Genomic DNA, 18,916 nt, shown 5'->3' on the forward strand with positions numbered 1-18,916 from the left:
TGTCGGCGCTGATTGAAAATTGACCCACCCTGCCGATTGAAAAATGACCCAGGGCTGCTTGCCGATTTAGACCCCGGCAATTGTGGATAAGCCTAGCAGTCGACAGCGTCGTAAAAGTGCTGACCCTGCACTCAGCAAGGCCAGCCCAAAGAGGTCAAAACGGGTCGTCCTCCGCCTCCTCGATATCCTGTCGCCTACGCTCCCTCGCCTGGATCTTGGTCTTGGCCACCAAGGTGCTGTTTTGCAGGCGGTACGATTCATTCCCCGTCTCGACGATGTGGCAGTGGTGTGTCAATCGGTCGAGCAAGGCCGTGGTCATCTTGGCGTCGCCAAATACGCTCGACCATTCGGCGAAGCTGAGATTGGTGGTGATGATCACGCTGGTGTGCTCGTAAAGCTTCGAGAGCAGGTGGAACAGCAAGGCTCCGCCGCTCTGACTGAAAGGTAGGTAACCAAGCTCATCAAGGATTACCAGATCTGCACGCAGTAGCCCCCGGGCGATCCGCCCCGTTTTGCCCTCGTGCTTATCACGTTCCAGCAGGTTGACCAGATCGACCGTGGAGTGGAAGCGTACACGCTTGTTGTGTTGGGTGATGCCGGCCACCGCCAGGGCGGTGGCGAGGTGCGTTTTACCGGTGCCAGGGCCGCCGATGAACACCACATTTTGAGCTGTGTCGGTGAAGGTCAGAGTGGACAGTTCCTTGATCAGCCGGGCATCAGCGCTGGATACACCGAAGTCGAAGCCAGCCAGATCGCGGTGCATGGGCAGTTTCGCCATATTCATCTGATGATGTACCGAGCGCACTGCCCGGTCGGCGTGTTCCTGATCGAGGAGATGCTCGATCAGCCATTTCGATGAGGCGGTGGTGGATTCACCTTGTGCGGCCAGATCTGCCCAGGCAGTGGCCATGCCGTGCAGGCGTAAGTCTTTGAGTTCCTCTGTAAGATCACGCATTGCGCACCTCCTCATCTGTGCTGCGCAACCGGTCATAGCGCGCGGTATTGGCGATAGGGGTAACTTTCAGTTGCAGGTTGGTTTCGACCGAGGGTGGTGCGTCACGGGCGGTCAGACGGGCCACGATATTGAGGATGTGGTCAGCGCTCAGGCTGCCGGACTCCAAAACCAGCTCAACCGCTACGAGGACAGCATCCAGCCCAGCGATGGGCACGGCGGCCAAGACCTGGGTCATGACCCGATCACCCTGTAGATGCCGCCGCAGCCCGCGCCTGAGCAGGCGTAGTGGCTTGGGCAGGTCGGCAAACGGGGCACCATTGCGTAGGGCTCCCGGTTTACGCTCAATGAGGGGGATATAGTGTTGCCAGTCGTAGCTGACCTGATCGCGATCAAACAGGCGCTCATGGCTGGCAATCACACCATCATCGGCAATCACGACGATCCGCGAGGGATAGAGCTGACTGCTAACCCACTGTCCAACACGCTCGCAGGGTACTGAATAGCGGTTGCGAGCCACGTTGATCAGACAGGTGCTGGAAACGCGAACCGTGCGCTCTACATAGCCGTTGAAGGGCGTCGGCATCGGCATCATTTCGACGCGCTCCAGCTCCAAGACTTCTGCGACGGTGAGGCCGTTGTACTGCGGATGGATCAGCTCGTGCCACAGAGCCCGGCAGCGCTGGGCAAGCCAGGCATTCAGCTCTTCGAAGCTATGGAAAGTGTTGTCGCGGGCGGCCAGCCAGATGCGGCGCCGACTGTCTTGGACGTTCTTTTCGACGATACCTTTTTCCCAGCCGGACGCTACGTTGCAGAAGTCCGGGTCGAACAGGTAGTGCGAGCACATCACCATGAAACGAGCATTGACCGTGCGACCTTTACCCTTGGAGACCTTGTCGACCGCCGTTTTCATGTTGTCGTAGATGCCGCGACGCGGCACGCCGCCCAAGGCGGCGAATGAGCGGGTATGGGCATCGAACAGCATCTCATGCCCTTGGCTGGGATAGGCCACAAGCCAGAAGGCTCGGCTGGCACAGAGCTTCATATGCGCGACCTGGACGCGCCTGAAAACACCGCCAATCAGCAGACCTTCCTCGCTCCAATCGAACTGGAAGGCCTCGCCCAGCGCGAACGCCAACGGCACAAATGCCCGTACCGCCTTGCCTTGTTCTCCGCGCCAATGACGAACGAAGGCAGTGAGCTGGCTGTAGCCGCCGTCATAGCCTTCAGCGCGAATCATGGCCAGTAGCGCCTTGGCACTGCGGCGATGTTGCTTCGCCCTCAAGGCATCAGCCCGCAGCGCCTGCTCCAACATCTCGTGAAAGGGACTGAGCTTGTTGAACACGGCTCGACGCTGATAAACCGGCTGCTTGGACTCCGGCGCTCTGACCCATTTTCGGATGGTGTTGCGCGACAGGCCGGTGCGCTTGACTATCTCATGCAACGACAGCTTGTCGCGGAAATACATCCGCCGAATTTTGCCCATCATTTCCATGCTGATCACCCTGTGTTCTCCTGCTCAAAAAATGAGCAGGTGCAGTGGAACACCTGGGTCAGTTTTCAGTCAGCACAATGGGCGAAACTGGGTCAGTTTTCGGTCAGCGGCAACAGCTTCACGTTTGACGTTGCAACGCAGCACCTTGGTAGGCAGTGGCACGGCAACGGCAGCCCAACTGTTTGGTAATGCCGAGTTGATCGCGCAAGACAGCACGATAGTGGGAGGCAGCGATGGCTTGCGCGTGCTGGCGGACTCCGCCTTTACCGGGCCTGCCAAGGTTAATTTGGTGGGCTCCACAGTTGAGGGCAAGGACGGCTCGGCAATTGTGGTGGGCAATCCGCTAATCGGCCCGGCAAAGGCAGACATCATCGTTGCTGGCGGTACCAGCCTGGTGGCGAGCAATGGCGTCCTGCTTGATGTGGTCGGCGGGTCGGACGCCAACATGACCGTAGACAACAGCCACTTGGTGGGGGACGTACGAGTCGAAGCGGGTTCTACGGCCTCGTTGATGCTGGACAACCAGGCCAGCCTGACCGGCAGGCTGGAGAACGTGGCTGGGTTGAGCTTGAGCAACCAGGCACGTTGGAACATGGTGGAGGACAGCCAGGTCGGCAGCCTGGCGCTCGACGGTGGTGTAGTCAATTTTGGCGAACCTGGGCAATTTCAGCGGCTCACACTCGGCACGCTGGCCGGTAACGGTACTTTTGTCATGGATGCCGATTTCAGTACGGGTGAGTCCGACTTCCTCGATGTAGGTAACGCCAGCGGCACCCATAGCCTGCTTGTGAGCAGCAGTGGTGCGGACCCGCTGACTGAAAACCGGATTCACTTGGTGCATACCGCAGCTGGCGATGCCAGTTTCTCCCTGCTCGGCGGGGTGGTGGATCTGGGGGCCTTCTCATACGAACTGTTGCAGCAAGGGGGTGATTGGTACCTTGACGGTTCGCGCAAGATCATCAGCCCTGGTACCGCATCGGCGTTGGCGCTGTTCAATACTGCACCCACCGTATGGTACGGCGAGTTGACGACGCTGCGCAGCCGCATGGGCGAGTTGCGCCTGGATGAACGTAAATCGGGCGCCTGGATGCGCGCCTACGGCAACAAGTACAACGTATCGGACAGTGCCGGCAGCCCCTATAGCCAAGTTCAGCGCGGCTTTTCGATCGGTGCCGATGCGCCGCTGCCGGTTGGCGATGGCCAGTGGCTGGTCGGGGTGATGGCGGGTCACAGTTCGTCGGACCTGGACCTGATCCGTGGGAGTTCTGCCGAGGTCAAAAGTTATTACGTCGGGCTCTATACCACTTGGCTGGATGCCCAGAGCGGTTACTACTTCGACGGCGTGGTGAAAGCCAACCGCTTCGATAACAGCGCCAAGGTCGAAATGAGCGACGGCAAGCGCAGCAAGGGCGATTTCAACAACGTGGGCGTGGGTGCCTCTGCTGAATTCGGGCGCAATATCGACCTGGGCAAAGGCTACTTCGTGGAGCCCTATACCCAATGGTCGGTGGTATCGATCCAGGGAAAGGACTATCACCTGGACAACGGGCTGCAAGCGCGTGGTGATGATGCGCGGTCGGTGCTGGGCAAGTCGGGGGCAACTGTCGGGCGTACTCTGCAGCTTGGTAATGGCCAGCAGGTCCAGCCTTATGTACGGCTTGCCTACGTGCATGAGTTCATTCGCAACAATGAAGTGAAGGTGAATGACCATCGGTTCGACAACGACTTGTCAGGGTCACGGGCAGAACTGGGAATGGGCGTCGCCATCAATCTGAATGATCGCATGCAGCTGCATGCCGACTTCGACTACTCCAACGGGGAGAAGATCGAACAGCCGTGGGGGGCGAATGTAGGGCTCCATTACAGCTGGTAAGTATCAAGACGAAGGAAGGCCTGGGCCTTCCTTTTTTGTGGCTGGCAAAAAGAGGGTGGTGTAATGCGCATGATTCTAAAGCGGGCGCTGGGTTGGCTGAGCGCACTGTGGCCTGGCTTTTTCCAGACCAAGTTGCTTGCCCCGCCAGACGCGCCAGATGCGTTGGAGGATATTCCTGACGGCGAGCCAAACCTGCTGCCGCTTTCAATCCTGGGTCAGCCCTTGAAGATTACAGTGCCCATGTGGCCGATCTCCAACCCGACACCGGCCACCCCGGAAATGCTTCGGCTGTACTGGAACGATGCGCTGGTTGATGAAAAGCGATGGGAGGCTCCGATTGCCGAAGCGGACCTGTTCGTTGAGGCCCCGGTTTCCGTACTGCAGCATGGCCGGGCAGAAGTATCGTACGAGGTGCAGGGTTTCAATAGTGTCATTACACCTTCCCAAGTGTTGATAGTGACGATAGACAAAGTGCCGCCAGTGCTCGGCAGTGCTGAGGGACTTCTGCTTTTCGATGAGGCGGTCCTGCGCGAAGGGTTAACGGCGCGCTATCTGGAGCAGCACGAGGATGTTGTACTTGCTGAGTTGCCCCCTTACGATGCGCCCGCTGTGGGTGATGTCATCACCTTGTATTGGGATGATAAGCCGTTCGCCAATGATCGGCTAAGTGAGCGCATTGTCACCAGGCAAGACCTTGACAAGACGATTTACCTGTCGATACCAGGGGATGATGTCAGGGCCCGCGGCGATGGGCAGCGCTATGTTCATTACCAGATTCGCGACCGTGCGGGTAACCTCAGTGCGCGCTCCAGGCCGGCAGTGCTGGAGGTGGATGCCACGCCCATTCCCAGAAGCCTGCCGTGGATCGAGGTGCCCCAGGCCGTTGGTGCCGAGGGCGACCTTTCCATGAGGTTGGATGATTATGCCGACCCGTTGGTGGTCATCGTACCGGCAGATGCGGTGATCTATCCGGACGAGCGGATCACCGTGCAGTGGGGGGCGCCGGGTGACCATGGTTACTACACCTCGTCCGAGCCGCAACCGGGAACGAATGACCGGTTTTTGATTCCAGAGCCTAATGTATTGGCGTACAGCAAGCGCACGCTGGAAGTCAGATATGTGGTGAACGATGGAAAACAAGATTTCGCAAGTGTGCCATGCAGCCTGAAAGTGATCGAATTTGCTACGGGGGGATTGCCCAGAGTCGCGCTCGAAGGGGCCAATTCCAGCGGCTTCAGCCTCGGCTCAGCGCCACAGCAGGTGCCTGTCAGCCTGGGGACATGGAGGGGGATTGCCGTAGGGCAGCGGGTCAACATCACGGTGACCGGGGTGCTTCAGAGTGGGGCGGATGCGCGCCCCTACAATGTCCTGACCGCCCATGCAGTCACGCAGGCGCAAGTAAGGCAGGGCATTGGCGCGAACAAGGAAGTGACCCTGCCCAGGGCCTATCTTGAAACGCTGCGCAGAGGCGAGGCGTTCACCTTCCATGTCCAGGTCAGTTTTGACGGCGGTACCACATGGGTCGACTTCCCACTCTACAGCCCCAAGCTGATCCCTTGAGTGCATTCACAGGCGCCCCACTGGGCGCGACAATTCGGGCGTGAGGCCGCCGTAGTCATTGATGGTTGTGAACTGGACCTTCAGGCCGTCCTGCACGGTTGCAGCTTTGAGTGGGTAGGTTTGTCTGCCCATGGGGATAGCCATCTTCCTGGCATCGATTTTTTCGCTGCCCTTGGCGCTGTGCAAGGTGAGCTGGTTGAAGGTGAAGTAGTACGGAGATGGGTTGTCGACCACCAGGTGAGGCTTGCCGTCCAGCGTTTGCACCGACCAGGCCAGGCTTTGCAGGTAGTCTTGTGGACGGCCCTTGAGTTGGGTGGGGCGGTAGAAGACCTTGATGCGGGTCCGCAGGGCGATGGTCAGGCTATTGCTCGGCTTATCGTCTGCCTGCGGAATTTCCTGCAGATTGAAGTAGAACACCGACTCACGGTCGTTGGGCAGATCATTGGGCAGGCGGTTGAGCTGAACCGTCTGTTCGCCGGTCGGATCGATGCGGAACAGGGCAGGTGAAGCGATCAGGGGTACTGCGGTGGTGCTGTCGTCGGCCTCGGTATTGATCCAGGCCTGGGCCGCGTAAGGGCGTTGGCTGGGGTTGGCGACCACGATGCTGGTGCTTTGACGGTCGCTGGGCTGGATCACTCGGGTAGAGCTGATGGTCAGGGCAGCGTGGGCGCTGGCTTGGACGAGCAAGGCAAGGCAGGTGCCGATTACCATGGCAAGCCTGGAGGCAAAGGAGTTGGGGCGGGGCATGGGCATGTCTCTCTGCTGCATTTCGCAGGGGACTCCAGGTGCATTCGCGGACGCGCCTGGAGTGCAACGGATTACTTGATGTCCACGAGGAAGGTGACTTCCGATGCCGCGTCGCCTTCAGTTACGGTAGCTGCGGTGGACTGATACATGGCGTAGAACAGCATGTCGGTGGGTTTTGCAACATCGAGCAGGTAGGCGACCGATTCCTTGTCCGGGGCCAGGTTGGTCAGGCTCTTGTCCTGAATGGCCAGTGCCAGCCCGCTGGTGCCGCCTGGGCGCAGTGCGTAGAGGTCGGTGCCTTCGGGGCCGTAGATCGCCGAGAAGGTGACATAGCCCTGTTCGCCAGCGGCGATGGTGCAAGTACCAGGGGTAAGGCGCAGGGCGAACGGAATAGGGCGTGTTTGCTTGCCGACCTTGTCGAAGAAACTTGGGTGATAGCTACCGATCACGACGCGAGGCAGACCACCGCCAGTGCCCGGTTCGACCACTTCGATAGGGCAGGTACCGCCTGGGGTGATGGTGCCGTGGAAGTTGATATTGCCAGTGTTTGCAAATGCTGCAGTGCTCGCCAGGCTCATGGCGAGAGCGATAAGGGTCCGTTTCATTGTTTATATCCTGGTGTTGGGAGGCGTTCGAACATGCATCTGAATGTTCGGTCGGCAGGATATTCAGGCGAGGCGGGTCGAGGCTGTAGGGCAATTCAACAATGGATGCAGGAGCGATGGACAAAAACCGGGACGGCGCAGCGAACCACGCCGGTCGGTCGACGTGGCTAGATGCACAGACTCAGTGTTGGAGGTTCCCGCCAGCTTGGCTCAGCAACTGCTTATGCTGGTTCCAGTCAAAGGCTTCGCCGTTCTGTTCAGCCTCGTAACGGCGTTCTTCCAGCTGTTGGTAAAGCTCCAGCTCTGGGTCAGGCATGAAGTGCAGGCAGTCGCCGCCGAAGAACCACAACAGGTCGCGCGGAACCAGGTGAGCAATTTGCGGGTAGCGCTGTATCACCTGGCAGATCAGGTCCTGGCCCAGGTACTGGCTTTGCAACGGGTCTGTCGGCAGCAGGGTCAGCAGTTCGTCGAAGCGTTCGAGGAACAGGCCGTGGCTTTCCTCCGGTACCTGCTCGGCCTCACCCAGTGCCACCAAGATGGTGCGCAGGTGATGCAGCAGTTGCAGGTGGTATTCCAGGTGGGGGTTGGCCATCGTGTGATCCTTGAGGGTAATTCAAACAAGGCAGAAGTATACGCCGGTTGTGGGTCTATTGTGGAACGTCCGCCGGACCAGCCGCCTGTCTGCCCATGATGTGTGCCGACCTATCATTTCTGCCAGGTGCGTGCCTGTCGCCGCTGATTTAGATTCAAGCCTGAGTCAACGATGCGGTCCTTCAACAGGTGATGGCCGGTGTCGAGGGCATACAATTTTCTGCGCGAGATCAGCACCATGGCAAACGACAACACCCTAAAGCAGAGCGGTTCTATCATCTTCTGGAATGGCAGCAACGATAGCGTTGGACTCAACTTGCCGGCAGAAGGAAGCGGCGAAAGCGTCAGCAAGACAATTGTCGCCAACTACAGCAAAATCGAGATGAGTGACATCCCTTCTGCCACGACCATCACGTTGGTCTACAGACCAGCCCCAGACGACTGGACTGTCCTATCCTCCATTACACTGCGTACCACTCACAGACCCGCGTCGCTTAACCGTACCGAATACAGCTATCTCTTGAACACCTATGCCGTTGGCGATTTCATCAGTGAGGCGCTAGGTGTGGAGGTGATTGCAAAAAAGGCCGGACCTTCCCGTCAGGCTGATGTCCTGGCGGACCATCAAGTCGATTGTCACGTCAAACTTTCCAGCTCGCCGCCCAGCGCCTGAACGGATCTCACCCCGGCATATGAGTATCGGTGATTGCAAGGTGCGGGGGCGTGCCGGGGAGGCACGCGGATGACGCTGCCTCTTGGCCAAGCGCCGCCCTGGCACCTGAATGGGGTTATCGCCTAGCGCACCTTACCCGCTTGCGGTAGCAACTGCCCCTTGTCGAAAGCGTCCACATCAATCACTGCGCGGCAGGCTTGCTCTGCTTCGCGCAGCCGTTGTGCCGAGCCGGGTTGAAGCACGCCGCATTCGACTGCCGCGTCGATCACCGATTGACCGAGCGCCGTTTGCACCTTTCCCTCCTTTATTGCCTGATGCAGCACCTTGCGCAATGGCCCTACTTCATCAAGTAGATCACAGGCCCGCTGCAGTGTTGCCACAGGGTCGTCTTTGGCGTGTGGTCGGAAGCAGCCGGCCAACAACGCTTCCAGCGCCGGGTCGCCTTTGCTGCGCCCGATCAGTGCCGCCACTTCGGCATCCAATTCATCGCTCGGCCCTGTATGACGGCGGCCGAACGGGAACACCAGCACGCGCAGCGCGCAGCCGACAAACCGGTTAGGGAAGTTGTCGAGCAACTGATCCAGGGCTTCTTCGGCCTGGCCCAGGCTTTCTTCCATGGCCCAGCGCAGCAAGGGCTGCATGTGTCCTGGCGAACCCAGGTCGTGGTAGCGCTTGAGTGCGGCGCTGGACAGATACAGGTAGCTCAGCACATCGCCCAGGCGTGCACTCAGGCGTTCGCGGCGCTTGAGCGCACCGCCAAGCAGCATCATCGACAGGTCCGCCAGTAGAGCAAAGGCGGCAGCCTGGCGATTGAGGGCGCGGAAGTAGCCCTGGCTCAACGTATCGCCCGGTACTTTCTCCAGGCGCCCTAGCCCCAGCCCGAGTATCAGCGTACTGGCGGCGTTGCCGGCGGCGAACAGGATGTGTTTCATCAGCAGGTCGTCGAATTCCTTCAGTGCCTGGTCACTGTCTTCCCGGCCGGCCAGGGCCATCTCCTTGAGCACGAACGGGTGGCAGCGAATGGCGCCCTGACCGAAGATCATCAGGTTGCGCGAAAGGATGTTGGCGCCTTCGACGGTGATGAAGATCGGCGCCCCTTGCCAGTTGCGGCCCAGGTAATTGTTCGGCCCCATGATGATGCCCTTGCCACCGTGCACGTCCATGGCGTGCTGGATGCATTCGCGGCCACGCTCGGTCAGGTGGTACTTGAGGATCGCCGACAGCACCGAGGGTTTTTCCCCCAGGTCCACGGCCTTTGCTGTCAGCAGTCGGGCACTGTCCATCAGCCAGGCGTTGCCGCCAATGCGCGCCAGCGACGCCTGAATGCCCTCGAAGGCTGCCAATGGCACGTTGAACTGTTCGCGAATGTTGGCGTACTGGCCGGTGACCAGGCTGGTGTACTTGGCCGCACCGGTGCCAACGGCCGGCAGCGAGATCGAGCGGCCCACCGACAGGCAGTTCATCAGCATCATCCAGCCCTTGCCGAGCATGGCCTGGCCGCCGATCAGGAAGTCCAGCGGTACGAACACATCCTTGCCGCTATTGGGGCCGTTCATGAAGGCAGCGCCCAGAGGCAGGTGGCGTCTGCCGATTTCGACCCCAGCGGTGTCGGTGGGGATCAGGGCCAGGCTGATGCCCAGTGCTGTCTCTTCACCCAATAGATGGTCCGGGTCATAGGCCTTGAATGCCAGCCCAAGCAACGTCGCGACGGGGCCGAGGGTGATGTAGCGCTTCTCCCAGTTCAGGCGCAGGCCGAGCACTTCTTCGCCGTTCCACTGGCCTTTGCAGATGATGCCGGTGTCGGGCATCGCGCCGGCATCGGAGCCGGCCAGCGGGCCGGTGAGGGCGAAGCATGGGATCTCGTCGCCGCGTGCCAGGCGCGGCAGGTAGTGGTTGCGTTGCTCGTCGGTGCCGTAATGCAGCAGCAGTTCGGCGGGGCCCAGCGAGTTGGGCACCATCACCGTCGAGGCCAGGTCGCCGCTGCGGGTGGCGAGCTTCATGGCTACCTGCGAGTGGGCGTAGGCCGAGAAGCCTTTGCCGCCGTATTCCTTGGGGATGATCAGGGCGAAGAAGCCCTGTTCCTTGATGTACTGCCAGGCTTGGGGCGGCAGGTCCATGTCCTGACCGATCTGCCAGTCGCTGACCATGGCGCAAAGCGTTTCGGCAGGGCCATCGATGAATGCCTGTTCTTCTTCGGTCAACCTGGGCGCTGGGTAGGCAAGCAGGGTGCCCCAGTCGGGGCGGCCGCTGAACAGTTCGCCGTCCCACCAGACGGTGCCGGCTTCGATGGCTTCGCGTTCGGTCTGCGACATCGGCGGCAGGGTCCGTTTGAACCATTTGAACACCGGGCCGGTGAATACCTTGCGCCGCCATTCCGGCAGTGCAACCAGGGCAGTCTTCAGGGCCAGCACGATCCACAGTAGCGCCAGCAGCCAGCCAGGTGCGCTGCTGAAAATGCTCATCAGCAGCACATAGGCCGCCATGGTGCCGAGAATCTGCAAGGGCGCCAAGCGCCGATGCGTGAGGTACGCTGCGCCGATCACCAGCACCACCAACCACAACAGCAACATAATCGGTCCTCCTTGGAACCAGGGGCTTGAGCCGTCCCAGATAGCTTAGACGCATCGCTGTGAACGACAGGTTCACAACAGTGACAGGGTGTGGCGGTGGGAGTTTCAGTTGTTTGTTTGCCTGTGCCGGCTCTTTCGCGGGTAAACCCGCTCCTAGAGGAATATCGATGGCCTGAAGGTTGGGGCGATCCTGTAGGAGCGGGTTTACCCGCAAAAGGGCCGGTACAGGCGGCGAAGGTCTGGAGTAGACTGTGCCCCTCCCGCATTCATAAGGACGTTGCCATGCTGAAGATCTGGGGCCGCAAGAATTCGAGCAATGTGCGCAAGGCGCTGTGGATCGCCCATGAGCTGGGCCTTGATTTCGAGTCCATCGATGCCGGCGGTGCCTTCGGCGTGGTCAACGAGCCGCACTACCGGGCTCGCAACCCCAATGGCCTGGTGCCCCTGCTGGAAGACGGCGACCTGACCCTGTGGGAATCCAACGCCATCGTCCGCTACCTGTGCGCAGAATACGGTGCAGAGCAGGGCTGGTACCTGGACGACCCGCGCCAGCGCGCCCTGGCGGACAAATGGATGGACTGGACCACCTCATCCTTCGCCGGCCCGTTCCGCCCATTGTTCTGGGGCCTGCTTCGCACCCCCGAAGACCAGCGCGACTGGGTGGCGATCAATGCGGCGCACAAGCAATGTGCCGAACTGCTGTCGATCGCCGACCAGACCCTGGCCCACCAGCCATACCTGTCCGGTGACCAGATCGGCATGGGCGACATCCCACTGGGTTGCTTCATCTATGCCTGGTTCGAAATGCCTATCGAGCGCCCGGAAATGCGCCATCTGGAGGCTTGGTACGCGCGCCTGAAACAGCGGCCCGCCTACCAGGCAGCGGTGATGACTGCGCTGACTTGATGCCGCTTCGATAGTCACTATCAATAGACATGACTGTACTTGTGCGGCCAGGCCTTGCACCATGGCCGCACTCACTGCGCCAGTGACCTGCCCTGGCGTGTCCTGACCTTTTCACTCGGTACGTGACCCGCTATGAGTTCCGCCCTGTCCATCCGACAGCTGACCAAGACCTACGGCAACGGCTTTCAGGCCCTCAAGGGCATCGACCTTGACGTCGCCGAAGGTGACTTTTTCGCCTTGCTTGGCCCCAACGGTGCTGGCAAGTCCACCACCATTGGCATCCTCTCGACCCTGGTCAACAAGACCAGCGGCACGGTGAGCGTGTTCGGCCATGACCTGGACCGCGAGCCAGCGGCGCTCAAGCGCTGCCTGGGCGTGGTCCCCCAGGAATTCAACTTCAACCAGTTCGAAAAGACCTTCGACATTGTCGTGACCCAGGCCGGTTACTACGGCATCCCGCCCAAGGTGGCCAAGGAGCGCGCCGAAAAGTACCTGACCCAACTGGGGTTGTGGGACAAGCGTGACGTGCAGTCGCGTTCGCTGTCCGGCGGCATGAAGCGCCGTCTGATGATCGCCCGCGCGTTGATCCATGAGCCGCGTCTGCTGATTCTCGACGAGCCGACCGCAGGTGTGGACATCGAGCTGCGCCGCTCGATGTGGAGCTTTCTCACCGAGCTCAACCAGAAGGGCATCACCATCATCCTGACCACTCACTACCTCGAAGAAGCCGAGCAGCTGTGCCGCAACATCGGCATCATCGACCACGGCACCATCGTCGAGAACACCAGCATGCGCCAGCTGCTGGGCAAGCTGCACGTCGAGACCTTCGTGCTGGACCTCAAGCAAGACCTGGCCAGCGCACCGACATTGCAAGGATACCCCTGCCGCTTGCTGACCCCGCACACCCTGGAGGTGCAGGTGGACAAAGATATTGGCATCACCGCGCTGTTCGGCCAGCTGGCGCTGCAGAACATCGAGGTGCAGAGCCTGCGCAACAAGACCAACCGACTCGAGGAGCTGTTCGTGTCCCTGGTGGAAAAGAACCTGTCGAAGGTGGCCGTATGAGTGTGGAGCTGCGCACCAACTGGGTCGCCCTGAACACCATCGTCTACCGCGAAGTACGGCGCTTCCTGCGCATCTGGCCGCAGACCCTGCTGCCGCCAGCGATCACCATGGTCCTGTACTTCGTTATCTTCGGTAACCTGATCGGTCGGCAGATCGGCGACATGGGCGGGTTCACCTACATGGAGTACATCGTCCCGGGCTTGATCATGATGTCGGTGATCACCAACTCCTACGGCAACGTGGTGTCGAGCTTCTTCGGCAGCAAGTTCCAGCGTTCCATCGAAGAGCTGATGGTGTCGCCGGTTTCGCCGCACACCATTCTGGTCGGCTACGTGCTGGGTGGCGTGCTGCGGGGCCTGGCAGTGGGTGTGATCGTGACCATCCTGTCGTTGTTCTTCACCCATTTGCAGGTCCATCACTTGGGGGTGACGGTGGTGGTGGTGTTGCTGACCGCGACCATCTTCTCGCTGCTGGGCTTCGTCAATGCGGTGTTTGCGCGCAACTTCGACGATATCTCGATCATCCCGACCTTCGTGCTGACGCCGCTGACCTACCTGGGTGGGGTGTTCTACTCCATCAACCTGCTACCGCCGTTCTGGCAGACCGTGTCGCTGGCCAACCCGGTGCTGCACATGGTCAACTCGTTCCGCTACGGCATCCTAGGGGTGTCGGACATCAGCATTGGCACGGCGATCACCTTCATGCTGGTCGCCACCGCAGTGCTCTACGGGGTGTGCGTTCGCCTGCTGGTCAGCGGCCGCGGCATGCGCGCCTGAGGCCTTGCACCGGCATTGGCGGCGGCGCCACTGCCGGCCCACCCACCAGCGCCAGTAGGCCATGGTGGTGAAGTAGGCAAGGATGCCGAGGACGATTCCGCATACCACCGAACCCAGCAGGAAGGGCTGCCAGAGGGTCGACAGCTGGTCGGTGATCCATTCGAAGGTCAGGTCGTCGGGCAGCGTGCGTGCCGGTGTCTGCAGCAACCAGGCACCGGTCATGTAGGTGACGAAGAACACCGGCGGCATGGTCAGCGGGTTGGTCAGCCACACCAGGCTGACCGCGATCGGCAGGTTGCCGCGCACCGGAATGGCCAGGCTGGCTGCCAGCAGCATTTGCATGGGAATGGGAATGAGCGCCGCGAACAGGCCAACCCCCATGGCCCGCGCCACCGAGTGGCGGTTCAGGTGCCAGAGGTTCGGGTCATGCAGCAGCTTGCCGAAAAAGCGTAAGGACTTGTGTTCCCGAATGCTGGTCGGGTCCGGCATGTAGCGTTTGAAAAGTCGGCGCGGCATGTAGGCTCCCGGGGCGTTGATGAAGGCAGTATGCCCTGATTCCATCTCTGCCTTGTTCAGAGTTTGTGACAATTGTTGAGCAAGCTCAGGCGCCAATTCGTCTATGCCTCAGAAGGTATTTTCGCTTCTGGAGCTCTATCTCATGCGCAAAGGGATGCTTGCGCTCGCCATTGGGCTGTTGTGCCTGGGGTTTCTGCCGGCCTTGCCGTCGGTCGGCTGGCTATTGCTGTTGCTGTGCTGTGGCTTGGGCTGCCTGTGTGTTCGGTGGTGGCCGGTCGCCTGTTTTCTGCTGGGCGTGTGCTGGGCCTGCTGGTCGGCCCAGCAGGCCCTGGATGATCGGTTGGCGCCGCAGCTCGATGGCCGTACGTTATGGCTGGAGGGCAGGGTGGTCGGGTTGCCGACTCGCACCGCGCAAGGCGTGCGTTTTGAGTTGTCGCAGCCACTCTCGCGCCGAGCCGAGTTACCGACCCGTCTGCAACTGAGCTGGTTCGACGGTCCGCCGCTGCGCGCGGGCGAACACTGGCGTCTGGCCGTGACCTTGCAGCGTCCGACAGGCTTGCTCAACCCCCATGGCCCGGACCGCGAGGCAAGCCTGTTGGCCCGACGGATCGGCGCAACCGGCACGGTCAAGGCCGGCGAGAAGCTGTCGTCCGTAGCGGGCAGTTGGCGCGACCAACTGCGTCAGCGGCTGCTCGCGGTCCAGGCACAGGGCCGTGAAGCCGCGCTGGTTGCCTTGGTGTTGGGCGATGGAGCGGCATTGGCCCGGGACGATTGGCAAACCTTGCAGGCCACGGGCACGGTGCACTTGCTGGTCATCTCCGGGCAACACATCGGTCTGGTGGCCGGCCTGCTGTACGGGTTGGTCGCCGGGCTGGCGCGCTGGGGGCTCTGGCCTCATCGCCAGCCTTGGCTGCCGTGGGCCTGTGGCCTGGCCATGGCGGCGGCGCTGGGGTATGGCGGGCTGGCGGGGTGGGGCGTGCCGGTGCAGCGAGCCTGTTTGATGTTGGCCGTGGTACTGGCCTGGCGCCTGCGCTTCCGCCACATCGGTTCCGGGATACCCTTGCTGTTGGCGCTCATCGCGGTGCTGTTGTTCGAGCCATTGGCTGCGTTGTTGCCCGGGTTCTGGTTGTCTTTCGCCGCGGTGGCCGTACTCATTTACTGCTTCAGCGCACGTCTGGGTGGCTGGCGACCCTGGCAAGCCTGGACCCGTGCGCAGTGGGTAATCGCCATTGGCCTGCTGCCAGTGTTGGTCGCCACAGGGCTGCCGGTCAGCCTGAGTGCGCCCCTGGCCAACCTCTTTGCAGTGCCCTTGATCAGCCTGACGGTGTTGCCGCTGGCGTTGCTCGGCACGCTGCTGCTGCCATTGGGCAGTGTGGGCGAGGGCTTGCTGTGGCTGGCGGGTGGCTTGTTGGAGCTGCTCTTCTGGCTTTTGGGCAAGGTGGCGGGTTGGCGTTCTGCCTGGATGCCCGCTGCATTGCCCCTGTGGGCATGGCTGTTGGTGGCGGGCGGGGCACTGCTGGTGTTGTTGCCCGGAGGCGTGCCACTGCGTGGCTTGGGTGGGGTGATGCTGCTGGCCTTGTGGGTACCGCCAGAGCAGGTGCCGCAGGGGCAGGTGGAGGTCTGGCAATTGGATGTCGGCCAAGGGTTGGCGGTACTGCTGCGAACCCGAACCCACAGCCTTCTGTACGATGCAGGGCCGGCACGCGGTGACAGCGACCTAGGTGAATGGGTGGTGCTGCCGACCCTGCGCAAGCTGGGGGTGAGCCGCCTGGACATGATGCTGATCAGCCATGCCCATGCCGACCACGCCGGTGGCGCGCAGGCTGTGGCGCGCGGGTTGCCCATCGGGCGCCTGCTGGCGGGAGAGGCACAGGCGCTGTCTGGAGCGCAGCCCTGCGTCAGCGATGAGCGCTGGGAATGGGATGGCGTGCGATTTTCGCTGTGGCGATGGCCCGAGGCGCAAGGCAGCAATGACCGCTCTTGCGTGCTACTGGTCGAGGCGCAAGGCGAGCGGCTGCTTTTGGCGGGTGACATGGAGGCGGGTGCCGAGCGTGCCTGGCTGGCCGCCAGCGAGCAGCCCGACATCGACTGGTTGCAATCGCCCCATCACGGTAGTCGCACGTCGTCCACCGAGGCTTTCATCAAGGCCACCAAGCCGCGTGGCGTGTTGATTTCTCGAGGGCGCAACAATGGGTTTGGCCATCCGCACCCGCAGGTGATCGAACGCTACCGGCGCCATGGCGTGGTGATTCATGATACGGCGGTGGAGGGGGCATTGCGCTTGCGCCTGGGGCATCGCGGTGGGGTAGAGGGCCTGCGTGCGCAGCGGCGTTTCTGGCGTGCGGCAGCCCCCTCGCCATCCAGCCAGGTACCGCGCTGATGCCTGTGGGAGCCGGCTTCGCGGCGATAGGGCCAGTGCCGTCGGCACAATTCCCTGACCTCCGGCAGATGAGCCCCCTCCGGTCCTATGGTAGAGTGGCGGCCTTTTTCCGAAGGGGCGTTTACTGTGTGGGAATTGGTCAAGTCCGGCGGTTGGATGATGCTGCCGATCATTCTGAGCTCCATCGCCGCCATGGCTATCGTCGTCGAGCGCCTGTGGACCCTGCGCGCCAGCCGTGTCACTCCGCCGCACCTGTTGGGCCAGGTGTGGATCTGGATCAAGGACAAACAGCTTACCAGTGACAAGCTCAAGGCCTTGCGCGCCGACTCGCCGCTGGGTGAAATCCTCGCCGCAGGCCTGGCCAACTCCCGCCATGGCCGCGAAATCATGAAAGAGTGCATCGAGGAAGCCGCCTCGCGCGTCATCCACGAACTGGAGCGCTACATCAGCACCTTGGGCACCATCGCCGCCATGGCTCCGCTGCTCGGCCTGCTGGGCACCGTGTTGGGCATGATCGACATCTTCAGTGCCTTCATGGGCTCGCAGATGACCGCCAATGCTGCCGTGTTGGCCGGGGGGATCTCCAAGGCCCTGGTCACCACCGCTGCGGGCCTGATGGTCGGTATTCCGGCAGTGTTCTTCCATCGCTTCCTGCTGCGCCGCATCGATGAGCTGGTGGTCGGCATGGAGCAGGAAGCGATCAAGCTGGTGGAAGTGATCCAGGGCGACCGCGAAGTGGAAGTGGCTGGAGGCAAGGCGTGAAGTTCCGGCGCAATCGCCAGCGGGAGAACGTCGACATCAACCTCGCGTCGCTGATCGACGTGGTGTTCGTGCTGCTGCTGTTCTTCGTCGTCACCACCACCTTCACCCGCGAAACCCAGTTGCGGGTCGAACTGCCCGAGGCCGCCAGTGCAGAGCAGCCACCAGCCGACCAGGACAAACTGGTGGAAATCACCATCAGTGCCGATGGCGTGTACTCGGTGAACAACCACCTGCTGCCCAAGAGCGACCTGGCCACCCTGACCGAGGCCATCGAGCGCGAATCCGGTGGTGACACTACGTTGCCACTGGCCATTAGCGCCGATGGCAAAACCCCGCACCAGGCCGTGGTCACTGCGATGGATGCTGCCGGTAAGCTCGGTTTCAGCCACCTGCGCATGACCACTGTCGAGGCTGCCCAGGGGACGCCTTGATGGCCTTCGCCGACCGTCTGCTCGCGGCCTGGTATGCCGGGCACCCGGCCCTGGCCCTGCTGCGCCCGCTCGAAGCCTTGTACCGGCGTGTGGTGGTGGGCAAGCGCGCGCGATTTCTCAGCGGCGAAAGCCCCAGCTACCGTGCGCCGGTGCCGGTCATCGTGGTGGGCAACATCACCGTCGGCGGTACCGGTAAGACACCGATGATTCTGTGGTTGATCGACCACTGCCGCCAGCGCGGGCTCAAGGTCGGCGTGGTCAGTCGTGGCTATGGCGCCAAGCCGCCGCAGTTGCCGTGGCGCGTCAGCGCTGAGCACAGTGCCGAACAGGCCGGCGACGAGCCGTTGCTGATCGTCCAGCGCACAGGCGTGCCGTTGATGATCGACCCAGACCGCTCCCGCGCCGTGCAGGCGCTGCTGGCCAGCGAACCACTGGACCTGATCCTGTGCGACGACGGCATGCAGCACTACCGCCTTGCCCGCGACCTGGAACTGGTGCTGATCGACGCCGCCCGTGGCCTGGGCAATGGCCGCTGCTTGCCGGCTGGGCCCTTGCGCGAGCCAGCCGAGCGCCTGCAGGCGGCCGATGCGGTGCTGCTCAACGGCGCCAGCGCTGACCGCGAGGGTGGTTTCGCCTTCAGCCTGCAGCCCTCTGCGCTGGTCAACCTGCGCAGTGGCGAGCGTCGTGCGCTGGACCATTTCCCTGCCGGCCAGGCACTGCACGCCGTGGCGGGCATCGGCAACCCCCAACGTTTCTTCAACACCCTCCTAGGGCTAAACTGGCAGCCGGTGCCGCATCCTTTCGCTGACCACGCGCAGTTCAGCGCTGAAAGCCTGGCCTTCAGCCCTCCGTTGCCGCTGGTCATGACCGAGAAAGATGCGGTCAAATGCCGGGCCTTCGCAGCGGATGACTGGTGGTACCTCACCGTCGAGGCGCAGCCCTCGCCAGCGTTCGTCGGCTGGTTCGACGGCCAGCTGCAGCGCTTGCTGCCCCAGCCCTGAGCCCTTATTCAAC

The 18,916-nt window shown here is 61.7% G+C and carries 16 protein-coding genes and 1 pseudogene; 10 read left to right on the top strand and 7 right to left on the bottom strand.

The genetic code is table 11. The features are described 5' to 3' along the window. Positions 1–154: 154 nt before the first annotated feature. Together istB and istA are read right to left on the bottom strand one after the other, a co-directional pair. Positions 155–955 carry an IS21-like element helper ATPase IstB gene (gene istB, locus H620_RS0117015; protein WP_023379379.1) on the bottom strand — a complete coding sequence of 267 codons (801 nt, stop codon included), beginning with the start codon at positions 953–955 and terminating at the stop codon, positions 155–157. Continuing rightward, the gene (gene istA, locus H620_RS0117020; RefSeq protein WP_167332798.1) at positions 948–2,447 is read right to left on the bottom strand and encodes an IS21 family transposase; all 1,500 of its coding nucleotides are present in this window, start codon (positions 2,445–2,447) and stop codon (positions 948–950) included. Before istA ends, istB begins: the two co-directional genes overlap by 8 nt. 124 nt (positions 2,448–2,571) lie before the next feature. Between istA and H620_RS25855 the strand changes: the two genes are divergently transcribed. Both H620_RS25855 and H620_RS0117030 read left to right on the top strand, forming a co-directional pair. Next, positions 2,572–4,320: an autotransporter outer membrane beta-barrel domain-containing protein gene (locus H620_RS25855; RefSeq protein ID WP_244880965.1), complete on the top strand. Its 1,749-nt coding sequence runs from the start codon at positions 2,572–2,574 to the stop codon at positions 4,318–4,320. 63 nt (positions 4,321–4,383) lie between these two features. Further along, positions 4,384–5,880 carry a hypothetical protein gene (locus tag H620_RS0117030; protein WP_049818807.1) on the top strand — a complete coding sequence of 499 codons (1,497 nt, stop codon included), beginning with the start codon at positions 4,384–4,386 and terminating at the stop codon, positions 5,878–5,880. A 6-nt stretch (positions 5,881–5,886) separates the two neighbouring features. Here H620_RS0117030 and H620_RS0117035 read toward each other — a convergent pair whose 3' ends face one another. The 3 genes from H620_RS0117035 to H620_RS0117045 form a co-directional block, all read right to left on the bottom strand. Further along, positions 5,887–6,627 carry a fimbrial biogenesis chaperone gene (locus tag H620_RS0117035; RefSeq protein ID WP_081669716.1) on the bottom strand — a complete coding sequence of 247 codons (741 nt, stop codon included), beginning with the start codon at positions 6,625–6,627 and terminating at the stop codon, positions 5,887–5,889. A 71-nt stretch (positions 6,628–6,698) separates the two neighbouring features. Next, a complete protein-coding gene (locus tag H620_RS0117040) occupies positions 6,699–7,232 on the bottom strand; it encodes a fimbrial protein (protein WP_023379384.1) in 534 nt (177 codons plus the stop codon). A gap of 181 nt (positions 7,233–7,413) precedes the next feature. Next, positions 7,414–7,824, bottom strand: coding sequence for a PA2817 family protein (locus H620_RS0117045; RefSeq protein ID WP_027907738.1), 411 nt, complete (start codon positions 7,822–7,824; stop codon positions 7,414–7,416). 237 nt (positions 7,825–8,061) lie between these two features. On the opposite strand from H620_RS0117045, the gene H620_RS0117050 reads away from it, so the two are divergent. After that, the gene (locus tag H620_RS0117050; protein WP_049818810.1) at positions 8,062–8,496 is read left to right on the top strand and encodes a hypothetical protein; all 435 of its coding nucleotides are present in this window, start codon (positions 8,062–8,064) and stop codon (positions 8,494–8,496) included. A gap of 122 nt (positions 8,497–8,618) precedes the next feature. Here H620_RS0117050 and H620_RS0117055 read toward each other — a convergent pair whose 3' ends face one another. Continuing rightward, positions 8,619–11,066, bottom strand: a complete 2,448-nt coding sequence (locus H620_RS0117055; RefSeq protein ID WP_027907740.1) for an acyl-CoA dehydrogenase — start codon at positions 11,064–11,066, stop codon at positions 8,619–8,621. A gap of 282 nt (positions 11,067–11,348) precedes the next feature. Here H620_RS0117055 and H620_RS0117060 point away from each other — a divergent pair, with 282 nt between their 5' ends. From H620_RS0117060 to H620_RS0117070, 3 genes are all read left to right on the top strand, one after another. Beyond that, the gene (locus H620_RS0117060; RefSeq protein WP_027907741.1) at positions 11,349–11,972 is read left to right on the top strand and encodes a glutathione S-transferase; all 624 of its coding nucleotides are present in this window, start codon (positions 11,349–11,351) and stop codon (positions 11,970–11,972) included. 132 nt (positions 11,973–12,104) lie between these two features. Continuing rightward, complete coding sequence (locus H620_RS0117065; RefSeq protein WP_023379389.1) at positions 12,105–13,037, top strand: ABC transporter ATP-binding protein; 933 nt, start codon at positions 12,105–12,107, stop codon at positions 13,035–13,037. Further along, positions 13,034–13,813, top strand: a complete 780-nt coding sequence (locus H620_RS0117070) for an ABC transporter permease (RefSeq protein WP_027907742.1) — start codon at positions 13,034–13,036, stop codon at positions 13,811–13,813. The genes H620_RS0117065 and H620_RS0117070 overlap by 4 nt, the downstream gene beginning before the upstream one ends. 9 nt (positions 13,814–13,822) lie before the next feature. On the opposite strand, the pseudogene H620_RS25860 reads toward H620_RS0117070, so the two are convergent. After that, positions 13,823–14,329 (bottom strand): annotated as a pseudogene (locus tag H620_RS25860) (DUF2062 domain-containing protein); the annotation flags it as partial. Between the two features lie 142 nt (positions 14,330–14,471). Between H620_RS25860 and H620_RS25865 the strand changes: the two are divergent. The 4 genes from H620_RS25865 to lpxK all read left to right on the top strand — a co-directional run bounded on the left by H620_RS25865 (position 14,472) and on the right by lpxK (position 18,903). Next, positions 14,472–16,709, top strand: a complete 2,238-nt coding sequence (locus H620_RS25865) for a DNA internalization-related competence protein ComEC/Rec2 (protein ID WP_049818808.1) — start codon at positions 14,472–14,474, stop codon at positions 16,707–16,709. Positions 16,710–16,835: 126 nt separating this feature from the next. Next, positions 16,836–17,471 (top strand): MotA/TolQ/ExbB proton channel family protein, encoded by a 636-nt coding sequence (locus H620_RS0117085; protein ID WP_023379394.1) that lies wholly within the window; start codon positions 16,836–16,838, stop codon positions 17,469–17,471. Continuing rightward, on the top strand, positions 17,468–17,902 hold the full coding sequence (locus tag H620_RS0117090; RefSeq protein WP_023379395.1) for an ExbD/TolR family protein: 435 nt from the start codon (positions 17,468–17,470) through the stop codon (positions 17,900–17,902). The genes H620_RS0117085 and H620_RS0117090 overlap by 4 nt, the downstream gene beginning before the upstream one ends. Further along, entirely contained in the window at positions 17,902–18,903 is a 1,002-nt protein-coding gene (gene lpxK / locus H620_RS0117095) for a tetraacyldisaccharide 4'-kinase (RefSeq protein WP_023379396.1), read from the top strand. The genes H620_RS0117090 and lpxK overlap by 1 nt, the downstream gene beginning before the upstream one ends. Positions 18,904–18,916: the final 13 nt, after the last annotated feature.

This window comes from Pseudomonas taiwanensis DSM 21245, from assembly GCF_000425785.1.
In the GTDB taxonomy this organism is placed as follows: Bacteria; Pseudomonadota; Gammaproteobacteria; order Pseudomonadales; family Pseudomonadaceae; genus Aquipseudomonas; species Aquipseudomonas taiwanensis.